Origin of the sequence: Hymenobacter psoromatis (assembly GCF_020012125.1) — a bacterium.
GTDB lineage: Bacteria > Bacteroidota > Bacteroidia > Cytophagales > Hymenobacteraceae > Hymenobacter > Hymenobacter psoromatis.
On record NZ_JAIFAG010000001.1, the window covers coordinates 1,579,974 to 1,594,704 of the forward strand.

Consider the following 14,731-nt stretch of genomic DNA (forward strand, 5'->3'; position numbering starts at 1 on the left):
GCGAACCAAAGCGCGGGACGAAGGTAGTGCCGACCTTTGCGGCGGGCTGCCGTTGACCGGTCGGTTCTCTTTTTGCCTTTTCCATATGATGCTCCACCGCCCCACCGCCACCCGCGTCGGCACGCTGGCCGGGCACCGCGATGCGGTGTACGCGCTGGCCGGCGGGCCGGGCTCCGACCAGGTTTTTTCGGGGAGCGCCGATGGGATGGTGGTGGGCTGGAACAGCGCCGACCCCGAAGCCGATGGCGAGCTGCTAGCGCAGGTCGAGAACTCGGTGTACGCCCTGCGCGAGCTGCCGGCGCGGGGCCTGCTGCTGCTGGGGCACAACTTCCAGGGCGTGCAGGTCCTTGATTTACAGACCAAAACGCTGGCGTTTGCTACGGCTCTACCCCCCGTTGCTATCTTCGACCTCGTGTATGCCGAAAGCCGGCAGCGGCTGTACTGCGCCCTGGGCGACGGCACGCTGGCCGTGCTGCGGGGCAGTGATTTTCAGCTCGAACACCTGCTGCGCCTCAGCCAGAAGAGCCTGCGCTGCCTGGCCCTGCACGAGGGCCGCGCCGAGCTGGCCGTGGGCAGCTCCGACTGGCAAACCTACGTGCTGGACCTCGACTCGCTGGCCGTGAAAAGTACGCTTACCGAGGCCACCAACTCGGTTTTTACGCTGGCCTATTCGCCTGCCGGCGACTACCTGCTGGCTGCCGGCCGCGATGCCCACCTGCGCCGCTACCACGCCACCGCAGGCTACCCCCTGGCCGACGCCGTGGTGGCTCACATGTATGCTATTAATCACCTGGCCTTCAGCGCCGATGGGCGCTACCTGGCCAGCTGCTCTTTGGATAAAAGCATCAAGCTTTGGGACCCGGCCAGCCTGGCGTTGCTACGGGTGCTGGACCGGGCGCGGGCGGCCGGCCACGGCACGTCGGTAAACAAGCTGGTTTGGCCGGGCGCGCAGCAGCGGCTAGTTTCGTGCAGCGATGACCGCAGCCTGGCCGTGTGGCAAGTAGCAGTGAGCAGCGAATAATGAGCAGTGAACAGATTTGTTCGCGGCGCGAAAGCTCTTGCTCCGATTCCATTTCCCCCACCGAGCCTCACGGGAGCAACTGTTCCTTGCTCACTACTAATTGCTCATTGATTTTATGAAAATAACCGCCCTCGATATTCGGCAGAAGACGTTTGAAAAGTCCTTTCGGGGCGTGGATAAGGACGAAGTGCAGGCGTTCCTGAGCACGGTGTCGCAGCAGTGGGAGCGTATGGGCGACGAAAACCGCGAGCTGCGCCTCAAGCTGGAGCACGCCCAGCAGGACGTGCAGAAGATGCGCGAGGTGGAGTCGTCGCTCTACCGCACCCTCAAAACGGCCGAAGATACCGGCAACTCCATTACCGAGCAGGCCCAACGCGATGCCGACCTGCGCCGCCGCGAGGCCCAGCTACTAGCCGAGCAGACCCTGGCCGAGGCGCGCCAGCGCGCCCGCACCATTGTGGAGGAAGCCTACCAGACGGCCGAAAAAACCGTGGCCGATATGCAGCACGAAGTCGGCGGCCTGAGCCAGGAGTGCCAGCGCCTAGAGCAGCAGCTCGACAGCCTGGTGCGCGACCTGCACCACTTGGCCTCCGATGCCCTGGAAAAAGTAGAGCGCGCCCGCGCGCGCCCCAAAAACGGGCCGGCGGCCATCCTTTCGCGGGCGGCCAGCGTACAAGTAAAACGGCCCGCGGATGCGGCCCCCGCCGAACCTTCCGCCAGCCCTACCCCCCCCGCCATGCTCGTATCAACTGCTTCTGCCCGCCCCACGGCTGCCGCCGTGCCGCCTACCCCCGCCGCTCCGGCTGGCGCCGCGCCCGCCATGCACCCGGCCGCGCCTAACTTGGCTACCGGGGCCGGCCCCACCGCTTACAACCCCAAGCCCGGCCAGCAGCCTGACCCCGGCCAGCAGCCTGACCCCGGCCAGGCCCCCTCGCCTGATATTGAGCGGCCCCAGGCCCCGCGCGAGAACCCCGGCATTGCCCCGCCGCCGCGCATCGACCAGCCCGGCCCCGAGACTGTGCCCTCGCCGCCCCCGCCCTACGTGGAGCCCGCCCGGCCCGAGATTACGCCCATCGGCCCCGACCGGCCCGATATTCAGCAGCCCGAACCCATGACCCACCCCGGCATGGCCGCCCAGGCTGAGCCGGTAGGGGAAAAGTCGTTTTTTGACGAGATTTAAGTAGAACGTCCTGCTAAGCTTGCCGAAGCATTTCTACCGGGCAACTAAATTCTGACGTTGGATTTATTCACGCAGTAGTGATGCTTTGACAATCTCAGCAGGACGTTCTACCTGTAAAAAGGTCTTTTCTAACCGAAAAGACCTTTTTTGTTGCGCTAAAAATCCAGCCGTTACGCCTACCCCCTTATTTTTGGCCGATTACGTCCTTCTTCTCCCCTAAAAAATGCGCCTGCTTCCTTCTTTACTTCTGGCTGGCCTGCTGAGCGGCCCGGCCGCCGCCCAAACCGCGCCTGCTCTTAAAACCGACTCGCTCAACCTGCGCAAAATCTACGATGAGGCGCTGCTACGCGGGCAGAGCTACGAGAACCTGCGCTACCTCTGTGAGCGCATTGGGGGGCGGCTGGCGGGCTCACCGCAGGCCGCGCAGGCCGTGGAGTGGGGCAAGGTGACGATGGAAAAAGCCGGCTGCTACGATAAGGTGTACTTGCAGGAATGTATGGTGCCGCACTGGGTGCGCGGGGCCAGGGAGAAGGGCCAAATCATAGGCAATAAGAACAAAGGCGTGCCGGCCGCCGTGTGCGCGCTGGGCGGCTCGGTGGCCACGCCCGGCAGCAAGCCCCTACGCGCTGGGGTAGTGGAGGTGCAGGGTTTGGACGAGCTGAAAGCCCTGCCCGATGCGGCCGTGCGCGGCAAGTTCATCTTCTTCAACCGGCCCTTCGATGATGCGCTCGTGGAGCCGGGCGCGGCCTACGGCAAGGCCGGCGACCAGCGCCGCAGCGGCCCCGCCGAGGCCGGCCGGCGCGGGGCGGTGGGCGCGCTCGTGCGCTCGCTCACCGCGGCCCACGACGACTATCCCCATACGGGCGCGACCAACTACGGCGATACGCCCACCAAAGTGCCCGGCGCGGCCCTCAGCACCATCGCCGCCGACCAGCTCAGCCAGCTGCTGAAAGCCGACCCCAAGCTGGAATTTGAGCTGACCATGAGCTGCCAGCAGCTACCCGACGAAAAAAGCTACAACGTTATCGGCGAGGTGCGCGGCACCAAATACCCGGAGCAGATTATCACCGTGGGCGGCCACCTCGACTCGTGGGACCTGGCCCAGGGCGCGCACGACGACGGCACCGGCGTAGTGCAGAGCATCGAGGCCGTGCGCCTGCTGCGCGCCGCTGGCCTGCGCCCCGAGCGCACCGTGCGCACGGTGCTCTTCATGAATGAGGAAAACGGCACCCGCGGCGGCGATAAATACGCTGCGCAGGCCCAGCAGAACCAGGAAAAACACCTGGCCGCCATCGAGAGCGACGGCGGCGGCTTCACGCCCCGCGGCTTCAATGTGCAGGCCAGCCCCGCCGTGTTTCAAAAAGTAGCGGCCTGGAAACCCCTGCTGGCTCCCTACCTGGCCGGCCAGCTCACGCCCGGCCACGCCGGCACCGACATCGAGCCGCTGGCCGCTGCCGTGCACCCTACCGCCCTATTCGGCTACGACTGCGACTCGCAGCGCTACTTCGATATCCATCACACCGCCGCCGACACCTTTGATAAGGTTAATAAGCGCGAGCTGGAATTGGGCGGCGGGGCGATGGCCGCATTGATTTATCTGCTGGGTAAATATGGCTTGTAGAGCTAAAAAGAACGGTCATGCTGAATGCATTCAGCATGACCGTTCTTTTTGACTAGGTTATCAGTTGGTGCTAGTTCGCGTTTAGAATCGAAAACAGCTCGTCCAGCTTCGGGGTCAGGATGATATCCGTACGGCGGTTCAGGGCTTTGTCCTGGGGCGTGTCGTTGGCAACCAGGGGCTGGTATTGGCCGCGGCCGGAGGGCGTAATCTGGGTAGGGTCGATGCCGGCGGCGGTGAGCAGGCGCGTGATTTCGGTGGCGCGCAGCACGCTCAGGTCCCAGTTGTCCTTGGCCCCGTTGTTTAGGCCACCTTTGATGGGTACATTATCAGTATGGCCTTCGACCAGAATGTTAACGTCTTTATTGCTAGCCAGCGCGTTGGCCAGCTTCACGAGGGCGTCCTGGCCTTTGGGGTCTACCTTGGTCGAGCCCGATTTGAAGAGCAATTGCTCGGAGAGCGACACGTAGACCTTGCCGTTTTTGATGTTCACCTGCAAGTCGTTGGCGTTGAAGCCCAGCAGGGCGTCGGCCACTTTTTTGCGCAGGGCATTGGTAGCGGCTTCCTTCTCATCGAGCACCCGTTGCAGCTCGGCCACGCGGGCGTTTTTACCGGCCAGGTCCTGCTCGGTGGTGCCGAGGGCATTATTGAGCTGGCTGACCTGGTTGGACTTGTTCATCAAATCGGCGTTGAGGCTGGCCTGGGTGCGGGTGCTGGACTGGAGCAGGGCATCTTTCTCGGCCTGCAGCTGGCTGCGCGACTTGGACAGGTCATCGCGCGAGCGGGTGAGGTCGGCGTTTTGCTGTTGCAGGGCGGCGATTTCCTTTTTGTTGCAGCTGGGCAGCACCAGCAGGCCGGCGGCCAGCAGTAGGGTAGGGGCCAGGGACAAGGATTTATTTCCGAAAAAGGTCATGAATAAGGCACGTAAAGTCGTAGAAAACAGCCAGCTTCGCGCCGGCCTTACCTGGCTAAACGCAGGAGCCGGAAGCCAGGTTACCTCGACTGGAGGCCGGTGCGCGGCGCGGCGGTACTTTTGCCCGCCAGCCGGCGGCTCCCCGTTTCCTTTATGCGCTTATTTATACTGTTTACTATCGGCCTGGGGCTGCTGTGGTCTTGGCCGGGCCGGGCGCAGCGCCCCGTGCCTGCCGCGGTCGAAAGCCGGTACTGGGTCAGCTTCCGCGATAAGCAAGGGGTAGGGCTTGCGCCGGCCACCTACTTCAGCCCGGCCGCGCGGGCCCGCCGCCGCCGCCAGGGCCTACCCCCCTCCGACTTCACCGACCGCCCCGTGCGGCCCGACTACCTGGCCGCCGTGCGCGGCCGCGTCGATACCCTTACGGTAGTCAGCCGCTGGCTCAACGGCGTGGCTTGCCGCGCTACCCCCGCCCAGGCCGCCGACCTGCGCCGGCTGCCCGGCGTGGCGGCAGTAGTGGCCTGGCCGGTGGTGGCCCGACTACGGCCAGCCGCACATCTACTTGATACTAAAAATAATACTCCAACTAATAGCCTGGCCGCCATCAGCCCGGCTGACTACCAGCTGGCGCGCCAGCAAACGGCCAGCCTAGGCCGGGCCGACCTGGCGCGGGCGGGGCTGCTAGGGCAGGGTGTGCGCATTGCGGTGCTCGACGTGGGCTTTCGGGGCACCAACTGGCACCCGGCGTTTCGGGCGCTGCGGCGCGAGAAGCGCATCGCGGCGACCTACGATTTTCTGAAAAACCGGCCCGACGTGTTTCGGGGCGGCACGCACGGTACCGAGGTGCTGGGCTGCCTGGCGGGCCGCCTGGCCGGGCGCGACACCCTGGCAGGCGGCCCCGCCCTGGGCCTGGCCCCGGCCGCCACCTACCTGCTGGCCCGCACCGAAAGCCTGGCCAGCGAGCGCTATACCGAAGAAGAAGCCTGGCTGCGCGCCGTGGAGTGGGCCGACCAGCAGGGGGCCGACATCATCAGCTCGTCGTTGGCCTATACCGAGCAGCGGTATTTCCCGGAGCAGATGGACGGGCGGCACTCCCTCATTGGGCGGGCGGCCACGCTGGCGGCCCGTAAGGGAATACTAGTAGTGAGCGCCGCCGGCAACGACGGCGACGACGACTGGGTGCGCATCGGCACGCCCGCCGATGCTGACTCGGTGCTGGCCGTGGGCGGCCTGGACCCGGCCACGGGGCTGCATCTGGCCTTTAGCTCGGTGGGGCCCAGCGCCGACCGCCGCGTAAAGCCCGACGTATCGGCCTTTGGTATTGTGCTCACGGCCAGCGCCAACGGTGGCTACGAGCGGGTCGAGGGCACGTCGTTTGCCGCGCCGCTGGTGGCGGGGCTGGCGGCCTGCGCCCAGCAAGCCGGCGGCGGCAAGCTCCCGGCGATGGACCTGCTCCGGCGGGTGCGCGAGGCCGGCGACCTGTACCCGTACTACGACTACGCCCACGGCTACGGCCGCCCCGAGGCCGGCCGCCTGCTGGCCCGCCTCCAAGGCCCGGTGCCGGCCGTGGAGCCAACGTTTGACTTCGTGGTGCACGACTCGCTGGTGGCCGTGGTGCTGCGGCCCGCCGCCACCGTGCCGGCGCCCGTGCCCCTACCCCTGCTGGCCGAGGCCGACGAGCTGACTCCCGCCACGGCCAGCTGGCTTACCCCGCCTACCCCCGCCCGGCCGCCCGGCACGCCCACGGCCACTGCCGCCAATGTGCCGCCCGTGGGCCAGGAGCAGCCCACTGGTTTTGCGCCCGTGCTGCCGCCCTACCCCGCCTACCCTGCCCATCTCTACTGGCACTTGGCCAACGCCCGCGGCGTGTTGCGCCGCTACGAGGTGCGCGCCGTGAGCCAGCGACTGGTGGTGCAGGTGCCGCGCCGGCTGGCGCGGGGCGGTGACGTGCTGCGCGTTCATTACCAAGGTTATACGGGCCAATATGCGGAATGATTCTGTGCAATGCCCGCGAGACTTCTGGCCCTGGGCCGCGCTGGTAATGCTGGCCCTGCTGGCTGCCGCGCCGGCCGCCCGCGCCCAGCAGGTGCTACTGCAAACCGACGTAGCTACCGATACCCTACCCCCCCGCACGGGGCCCAACCGGCGCTACTTCGGGCACCTCTACGTAGGCTATGCCCTAGCCGCCGGCCCGAGCGCGCTGGGCGTGCAGCGTGGGTTATCCTCTTCCGAATTGCAGCTGGGCGGGCGGCTCAAGCGGCGGCTGGGGCCCTATCTGGCCCTCAATACCGACTTGCGCTACGCCTATTTGCGCTACGGCCTGGCGCCCGATGCCCCGCGCCCGCTGCCCTTTGGCGCGGGCTTTGATAGCCAGACCATCGGCTTTCACCAGGCGCAGGCCGAAGCCAGCCTGCGCTTCAACCCCGGCCGCCGCCGGGGCAATACCGTAGGCCGCTACCTCGACCTGCTCGGCTACGGCGGCTGGGCTTTCAGTACCAACTACACCACCCGCCAGCCCTCGGCCAGCGGGGGGCAGCTAGAGGTGGTGGCGCACCAGCCCGACTACCTGGCGCGCTGGCAGGGGGGGGTAGGGCTGCGCGTGGGCAGCGGCGCGCTGGCGCTGGTGGGCCGCTACCGCCTCAGCGCCCTGCTGCCCAGCCCCGCACTCCCCGAGCCGCCGCGCCTGCTGCTGGGCCTGGAAATCGGCTGGCTGTGAGTTATTAGCTGTTGGCTTTCGTGTTGACAAACAACCGTTTGTTCTGGCGAGCGCAGCGTGGCAATCGCCCCAAAACGAAATCGTTCGGGCTTCGTTCTGGAGCGATTGCCGCGCTGCGCTCGCCAGGACAAACGGATTTTTATGAATACTAATAAAAATAATTTTTCCTTCATTCTAATGAGAATTTCTATTCCCTTACTCGCCACCGCCGCGCTGCTACTCACGCTGACTTCCTGCCTCAATACCGAGCGTGAAACGGCTACTGCGACCAAAGGCCCGCACACTGAGTTTACGCCGCCCAGGGGCCGGGGCGAGCGTGTGAACGGGGCCACGGTACTGCACACCGTGCGCGTCGCCCACGTTTTTTCCAGTCTCAGCGCCCCCGATACCTTCGTGCTTCAACTGCGCGGCCCGCGCGTTTTGAGTAGCCGCGCGTACTTCAGCGTGCTAAATAGCCGCGGCGACACGCTGCACCGCGAGGTGCTGCCCGCCAGCGTGCTCCTCACCGACCCTACGTTGCGTAGCAACGAGTCGGCCTCCGTGCGCGACCGCGAAATCAATATCCTGCGGGGCATGAACACGTTTTTCAGCGATACTCATTTTGAGCGGTCCGCCGCGCCCGTCGGCTCCGATGCCCCGGCCGTGAGCTTCGACTACCTCGGCTCTACCGCCAGCCAGCGCCTGGTATACTCGCGCCAAACAGGGCGGGCGGTGATAGTGAAGGAAGAATAAAGCTGATAAAAACGGTCATGCTGACGAAGGAAGCATCTCGGCCGCGTAGCTAACTCCTGCCGTTAGCGTTACTTGCGCAGCCGAGATGCTTCCTTCGTCAGCATGACCGCTCTTTTTGCCGCGTTATTACCTTACTAAATCTTGCTCCAGCCCTGCTGCCCGGCCGGGCCGCGCAGCAGGGCGTAGCCGGCGCTTTCGCCCAGCACCACTACCGGCGTGCGCGGGGGCCAGGCAGCCAGGGCGGGCGCGCCGGGCTGGGGCACGGTCTGAATTTCGTGGGCGGCGGCCAGCGTCAGCCGCCGCAGCGGCTGGGCCAGCACCACGGCGCGGGCAGCCACGTAGCGCCGCTGGCCATTGGGCAGCGCTACGCGCAGGTAACCGGCGCGCTGGCCCAGCACCAGTAGGGGTAGGGTGGCGGGCAGCTGCCGGGTGGCCGCGGCCGGGCGTGGGCGCACCCACTCGCCGCGGCGGTCGGGGCCGGCAAGGGGGGTAGGGAGGGCGTCTTCGCGGTGCAAAAACGGCCAGGGGTCCACGGCCCCGCGCCCAGCCTGGTAGATGCCGAAGTGCAGGTGTGGCGCCGTGGTGCGGGCGTTACCCGTGTTGCCGACCAAGCCCAGGGTGTCGCCGGCTCGTACGTGCTGGCCGGGCCGCACCAGCTGCTTATCCAGGTGGGCATAATACAGAGTTTGACCTTGATTATCAGCCAGCCACACCACGCGGCCGCCGAGCTGGCTTTCGCCGGTGCGGGTGATATAGCCGTCGGTGGCGGCCACGGCGGGCGTGCCACGCGGGGCGCTGATGTCCAAGCCCTCGTGGCGGCGCGCCCCGGCATCGCGCGGGTCACCCCAGCGGCTGATGATAGCTTGGTCGGTGCGGCCCTTCACCGGAAACAGCCCCAGACCCGGCCCGCGCCACAGGCGCAGGGTATAGCGACCGGCGGCCAGCAGCTCGGGCTGCACGCGCAGCAGGTGCTGGCCGTCGTCGGTGGCTTGGTAGGTGTAGTCGTAGCCGGCGGCGGTGGTGTCGGTGGCGGTCCAACGCAGTGGCTCGGGGGCGCGGCCGGGGGGTAGGGCAAAGGCATCGACGAACACGCGCGGGGCCAGCACCGGGCCGGGGGCCAGCGTGAGGCGCACGTGCACCAGCTCGCCGGCCCGCACGACGTAGCGGTAGCCGGCCGCCGTGGGTTCCTCGGCCCGGAAATAGCCGGTTTCGAGCACCGGCAGCGTCACGGTCAGCGAGTCGTGCAGGGCGCGCTCGGCGGCTTGCTGCCACTGCTGGCCCAAGGCGGCTTCGCGCAACCCGGCGCGGTCGAGGGCGCGGGCGTAATCTTCGTGCGGGGTGGTTTTTTGAAACAAAGCCGCCAGGGTTTGGGGCTTGCTGCAACTGGCCAGTGAGGCAAGCAGCAGCAGCAGAATACCGCTTCCGGCGCGGCGGCCGGCCCGGCCAGCGGGCAAAAAAGGAAAGTACATGGCCCCGAAACGCCGGCCCGCGTAGGCAAGTTCGGGGTAGGAGCGGAGACATTGCGAATCTGCGCGCGGGTGGTGGCGGGCATCAGCATCAGGCAGCACGACCCCGCTTGCCCTACGCTGCTTGATGCTCTTTCTGTCCGGTATCGCCAGCGCGTATTATAGACTTGCAGGCCAGCTTATAGCCGTTCCCGAGTGGCTGTACCGTTGGCTGGGTGCGGGCTGCCGGCTTTTCGCCGGCTGTCCGCTCGTCGGCAGCACAACCGGCGCGCACAACGAGCGGACAGCCGGCGAAAAGCCGGCAGCCCGCCCTGTACACTGACTTGGAAACGGCTCTAGGGGTAGGAAAGCAAGCCGCCGTGCCTGCCTCAGAAATACAAACGAGGAGGAGTAGGCAGTTGTACTGCCTCATTTGCTGGTGGTATGTGACGCCCGGTAGTAGCTATGCTTCCTCACGCAGGTAATCGAAAAAAGAATACCCGTCAAGCTGCTATCAGATAAGTGATTAAATCTTATGCCGAAGGCGTAATCTGGGCCAGGTACTCGGTGGGTGTGCAGCCGGCAAGCTTCACGAAGGCGCGGAAAAACGTGGTGCGGTTGCTGAAGCCCGCTTCGAGCGCGAGGCCTTCCAGCGTGAGGTGCCGCCAGTCGAGCTGCCCCATGCGCGCCTTGATGTACTCGACCCGGTAGCGATTGAGAAAGTCGCTGAAATTCATCCGGTACTCTTGATTGATGAGAGCTGAGACGTGGTGCGGCGGGATGCCGGTTTCGGCTGCCAGGTCTTTAATACTATACCCTTTGCGTCGAAACGGCTGCTGCTGCATATGTCCTTTCAGCAGGGCGCAATACGTCTGTTTGCGCTCTTTGCTCAGCAAACAGGCTCGCGCCGGGTCTGCCTTTTTAGTGGCGGCTGGCGCGGTGGGTGCAGGAGCTTCGGCTGCACCAGCCGCCGCTGCCGGCGCGGGGCGCAGGCCGTACAGCACCTGGGGCTGAAAGAGCAACAGCGTGGAAGTCACCAGTAGGTAGCTGCCCAGCACGCAAACGGCGAAGATAGTGGCGTAGGTACCACTCACCGGCAGCACTATTGCCAGCAGCACGGGCGGGTAAAGCAGGGTGTTGAGCAGCGTAAAAAGCCGCAGCCAGCGCAATAGCCTGTGGTTTTCGCCACGGCTGGCCCGGTCGGCCCGGCGGCTGAACTGCCCCAGCAGCCGCCACTGCAGCACCACGCAGGCGGTGCCATAGCCGAACTTGAGCACCGGGTGGTAGTAGGCCGGCAGCAGCCCTTCCTGCTGCTTGGCAACGCCCGCCACATCCACCAGCAGCCGCTGCAAATAGTGAACTTTGTAGGCGGCCCCGTGCAGCAGAAACGGCAGCAGCTCCAGGGTATGCAGCCCGAAGGGCACAAAAAACAGCCAGTCGAAGCGGCGAAACCGGGTTTCCTGGTACAGCACCGCCCGCACGTAGAGGTAGGCGCAGGGCGCGACCAGGTAGTGCAGCGGCATATTTACCCGGAACAGGTGCGGCACCAGAAAAATGGCGTGATTGATGAGCAGCGCGCTGGTCAGGGCAAACAGGGCGACGCTGAAGAGCGAAACGCTCAGTAGGCGGTTGGCGTGGCGCGGCACCGGGCTCCCGAACGCCAGGATGAGGCTAACGAGCGTGCCGATAAAGGCACCCAGGAACATGAACACGGTCAGCAGCTCGGCGTGGGCCAGCAAAGGCAGGACGGGTATCATGCGGGCGGAGCGTTAGGGACGCAGGCGCATTTCCAGTGTCGGCCATAAACAAAAGCCGAATAGCCGGTTGCCATACCACAATATTATGTTGACTTATAGCAAGATACAATAAAACTTTTTAAAGCCCTGCTCCGAAGTACTAATGCTGCCGAGCCTACCCCGCAATTAGCCAGGTACCGCGCCGGACTATGGCCAGAGGTCAAGAGAAATTAAAAAATAATGTGCTAAAAATCAAATAGTTAATGCTAAAAATCTGTTTTTGCCCAATCTTATCCTGTTACATTTTGCAAAATGTAACAGGATGGTCCCCCGCCCCCTTGCTTACCGGAATGGGCACCTCTACTATTGCTATCGGAAGCGGCGGGCTCTACAGGCCGCGCAGTGTTGACTTCACGCAGCAAGGGCCTGCGAGCCGGGCTAGTCCTGGCACTTCCTATAAGAAACGGTTTTTCCTGGCGGCCCCGGCCCCCCTTTTAGTATGCGCAAACTACTCTTTCAGGCTAGCTTGACCCCGTTGATTTTTCTGTTGCTGGGGTGGGTTCCGCCCGCTGCCGCGCAGGCCCCGCTTCGCAGTGGGCTATCCCGCGATTCGCTGGTGCGGGTCTACGACAGCCGCACGATTTATGGCTATGGCGATAAGTACATTATGGGCGGCAAGCAGCTGCCGTTTCGCAAGCTGAAGACGGAATTTATCTCCGGCGTAACCAACGACCTGTATCGGCAGGGCCGGCACGACCGGGTGGTGAGCCGCGTGCTGAGTATAACGTCCGTGGCCGCGCTGGTGGGTAGCGTGGTGCTGAATAAGAATGCGCGCGCTGGCAGCATTGCCTTGCAGGTGGTCGGTATTGGCCTCAATTTCAGTAGCCTGCGCTTCAATAAAAAGTCTACCGAGCTAGTGGACCGGGCCTTGTGGCTGCGCAACAAGGACGTCTTACTCGGCGAACGCTGATGCGGGTTTTTGGGCGGGACACTCCCGCCGCACGTTCCCAATTATCCCAATGGGGCTCATGTAGCCTTCAACTCTTACGCGCTATGAAAGGATTAGCTACCCCACTCTTACTCCTGAGCCTGCTACTGGCCCGTGCCCCCACGGCCACGGCCCAGGCCGACGGCGGGGACCTGGTGGCCACCACGGCGGCGGGCCAGGTTCGGGGGCAGCGCGTGGGAGGCGTGCTCGTTTTCAAGAGCGTCCCCTACGCCGCCCCGCCCGTGGGGGAGCTGCACTTTGCGGCCCCGGCCCCGCACCAGCCCTGGCCGGGTGTGCGCGACGCTACCCACAGCGGCCCGACCGCGCCGTTTAATCGCCCGCCCGCCGCGGGCATCGACAATGACGCGGCCTTCGGCACGGGCTGGGTGAAGGGCGATGACTACCTGACTACCAATATCTGGACGCCCGCCCTGACGGGGCCCGCCCGCCCCGTACTGGTGTTCATTCACGGCGGGGCCTTCGTGATTGGCACCAGCGACGTGCCGCTCTACAACGGCGCGAGTTTCGCCCAAAAAGGCGTCGTGCTGGTTACGCTCAACTACCGGTTGGGTATTGAAGGCTTTCTCAAAATCAACGGCGTGCCCTCCAACCTGGGCATCCGCGACCAGCTGGCGGCCCTGCGGTGGGTGCAGGCCAACATCGCCCACTTTGGGGGCGACCCGGCCAACGTGACCATCTTTGGGGAGTCGGCGGGGGCGATGAGCGTGGGGATTCTGCTGGCGAGCCCGGCCGCGAAGGGCCTGTTTCAGCGGAGCATTATGATGAGTGGCTCGGGGCAGGCCGTGCTCACCGGCGAGCAGGCCGACCGCGTGACCCGCAAGTTTGGGAAGGTGCTGCACCTCAAAAACACCCGCGCGGCCTACGCCCGCCTCACGCCGGAGCAGCTGCTGGCCGCCCAGCCTAAAGTAACGCCCCGCATGGTGAAGCTCGAAACCGCGGAAGCCGCCGACCCCACCGGTGGGCTGGCGCTGTTCTTCCCGGTCATCGACGGCGACATTATCCCCACCCTACCCCTGCAAAGCGTACTGAAGGGGGCCGGTGCGAACTATGACCTGCTGCTGGGCTACAACACCGACGAGGTGAATGCTTTCCTGGTGCCAACGGGCTTGCTGAAGAAAATCAAGCTCGATTTTATTCTCAATAAAGCCGCGCAAACCGTGCATCCGGCCCCGGCGGCGCTGGTGGCGGTGTACCGGCAGGCCTACCCCAAAAAGACGCGGGGCGAGTTATTCTCAGCCATCCTCACGGCCTATCAGTTTCAGCTGCCTTCGATACGCTACGCCGATGCCCACGCCCGGCTTTCCGGCAAAACGTACATGTACGAATTTGCCTGGCCCTCCTCGGTAGCGGCTGGCACCTACGGGGCCTACCACGGGCTGGCGCTGCCTTTCGTCTTCAACCAGCGCGCCCTGGAGACGGGCCCGCGCGGGATGCTGGGCCCCGCTGGCGGCCCCGCCGAGCTGGCCGAAAAGATGCAGGACGCCTGGGTTGAGTTTGCCAAAACCGGCAGCCCCGGCTGGCCCCCCTACACCACCGCCGAGCGCCAAACTATGTTACTGAACACCACCTGGCAGCTCCAAGCCAATCCGCACGCGAAGGAGCTCCGGGCCTGGGATGGGGTGCGCTGAGAAAGGGGGGTAGGGGCACGGGGCCAGTCAGTCAGGATTACTAAAAAGCCTTTATTGTCGGCTAATTTTTTAATCAATTACCGCTGGCCGCCGCTGGCTTATCCGCCCGCCTATGAACCAGTTTTTCTGCTTTTGCGCACTGCTGAGCGCGTTGCTGGCTTCCCGGCCCGGCGCGGCGCAGGAGGTGGTGCCGCCGCCGCGGCCCCAGGTGCAGCCGCCGCGGCCGCCACAGCCTACCATCCAGCCGCAGCCCCCGCGGCCACCCATCCAACCACCCCGGCCGCCCTACCCCCCGCGCCCCCCGCAGCCGGCTATTCAGCCGCCGCGACCGCCCTACCCCCCACGGCCACCCTACCCGCCGCGGCCGCCCTATAGCGGCTGGATTCCCGTTGCCACTATTGCGGTGCGGCAGCCGGCGGGGCAGGCCGGCGCGGTACTGAGCGGGGCCTACCACAGCTTCCGCTATTTCAAGCTCCGGGTTAATAACCGGCCCCTGACCCTGGACCACCTGCTGGTGAGCTACGACTACGGGCCGGCCAGCAGCTTACCCCTGCGCTACCGCCTGCTGCCGGGCCACGACAGCCCCCCACTCAGCCTGCAGCGCCTGGGCGGCCGCCGCATCCGCCGCGTTGACCTTTGGTATAGCAGCGGCGGCGGGCTGTTCAACCCGGTCAGCGTGACCATCCTGGGTCTGCGCTAGCTTTTTTGGCCATCCGGCTTTTACCCATTGCCCTAC

General features: G+C 65.2%; 12 protein-coding genes. 9 read left to right on the plus strand and 3 right to left on the minus strand.

What is annotated here, in order from left to right; translation table 11 throughout:
* The first annotated feature begins 85 nt into the window (after positions 1–85).
* The 3 genes from LC531_RS06810 (at position 86) to LC531_RS06820 (ending at position 3,822) form a co-directional block, all read left to right on the plus strand.
* A complete protein-coding gene (locus LC531_RS06810; protein ID WP_223649563.1) occupies positions 86–1,021 on the plus strand; it encodes a WD40 repeat domain-containing protein in 936 nt (311 codons plus the stop codon).
* A gap of 115 nt (positions 1,022–1,136) precedes the next feature.
* Positions 1,137–2,201, plus strand: a complete 1,065-nt coding sequence (locus LC531_RS06815) for a DivIVA domain-containing protein (protein ID WP_223649564.1) — start codon at positions 1,137–1,139, stop codon at positions 2,199–2,201.
* 223 nt (positions 2,202–2,424) lie between these two features.
* On the plus strand, positions 2,425–3,822 hold the full coding sequence (locus LC531_RS06820; protein ID WP_223649565.1) for a M20/M25/M40 family metallo-hydrolase: 1,398 nt from the start codon (positions 2,425–2,427) through the stop codon (positions 3,820–3,822).
* Positions 3,823–3,892: 70 nt separating this feature from the next.
* Here the strand turns inward: LC531_RS06820 and LC531_RS06825 are convergent, their stop codons facing one another.
* Positions 3,893–4,732 (minus strand): OmpA family protein, encoded by an 840-nt coding sequence (locus LC531_RS06825; protein WP_223649566.1) that lies wholly within the window; start codon positions 4,730–4,732, stop codon positions 3,893–3,895.
* 153 nt (positions 4,733–4,885) lie between these two features.
* Between LC531_RS06825 and LC531_RS06830 the strand changes: the two genes are divergently transcribed.
* From LC531_RS06830 to LC531_RS06840, 3 genes are all read left to right on the plus strand, one after another.
* Positions 4,886–6,724: a S8 family serine peptidase gene (locus LC531_RS06830; protein WP_223649567.1), complete on the plus strand. Its 1,839-nt coding sequence runs from the start codon at positions 4,886–4,888 to the stop codon at positions 6,722–6,724.
* Positions 6,725–6,728: 4 nt separating this feature from the next.
* Positions 6,729–7,445 (plus strand): hypothetical protein, encoded by a 717-nt coding sequence (locus LC531_RS06835; protein ID WP_223649568.1) that lies wholly within the window; start codon positions 6,729–6,731, stop codon positions 7,443–7,445.
* A 177-nt stretch (positions 7,446–7,622) separates the two neighbouring features.
* Complete coding sequence (locus tag LC531_RS06840; RefSeq protein ID WP_223649569.1) at positions 7,623–8,177, plus strand: hypothetical protein; 555 nt, start codon at positions 7,623–7,625, stop codon at positions 8,175–8,177.
* A gap of 134 nt (positions 8,178–8,311) precedes the next feature.
* On the opposite strand, the gene LC531_RS06845 is transcribed toward LC531_RS06840, so the two are convergent.
* Both LC531_RS06845 and LC531_RS06850 read right to left on the minus strand, forming a co-directional pair.
* Complete coding sequence (locus LC531_RS06845) at positions 8,312–9,646, minus strand: M23 family metallopeptidase (protein ID WP_223649570.1); 1,335 nt, start codon at positions 9,644–9,646, stop codon at positions 8,312–8,314.
* Positions 9,647–10,155: 509 nt separating this feature from the next.
* Complete coding sequence (locus tag LC531_RS06850) at positions 10,156–11,379, minus strand: AraC family transcriptional regulator (protein ID WP_223649571.1); 1,224 nt, start codon at positions 11,377–11,379, stop codon at positions 10,156–10,158.
* A 478-nt stretch (positions 11,380–11,857) separates the two neighbouring features.
* Here LC531_RS06850 and LC531_RS06855 point away from each other — a divergent pair, with 478 nt between their 5' ends.
* From LC531_RS06855 to LC531_RS06865, 3 genes are all read left to right on the plus strand, one after another.
* Positions 11,858–12,328, plus strand: a complete 471-nt coding sequence (locus LC531_RS06855) for a hypothetical protein (protein WP_223649572.1) — start codon at positions 11,858–11,860, stop codon at positions 12,326–12,328.
* Positions 12,329–12,411: 83 nt separating this feature from the next.
* The gene (locus LC531_RS06860) at positions 12,412–13,995 is read left to right on the plus strand and encodes a carboxylesterase/lipase family protein (protein ID WP_223649573.1); all 1,584 of its coding nucleotides are present in this window, start codon (positions 12,412–12,414) and stop codon (positions 13,993–13,995) included.
* 112 nt (positions 13,996–14,107) lie between these two features.
* Positions 14,108–14,695 (plus strand): hypothetical protein, encoded by a 588-nt coding sequence (locus tag LC531_RS06865; protein WP_223649574.1) that lies wholly within the window; start codon positions 14,108–14,110, stop codon positions 14,693–14,695.
* Positions 14,696–14,731: the final 36 nt, after the last annotated feature.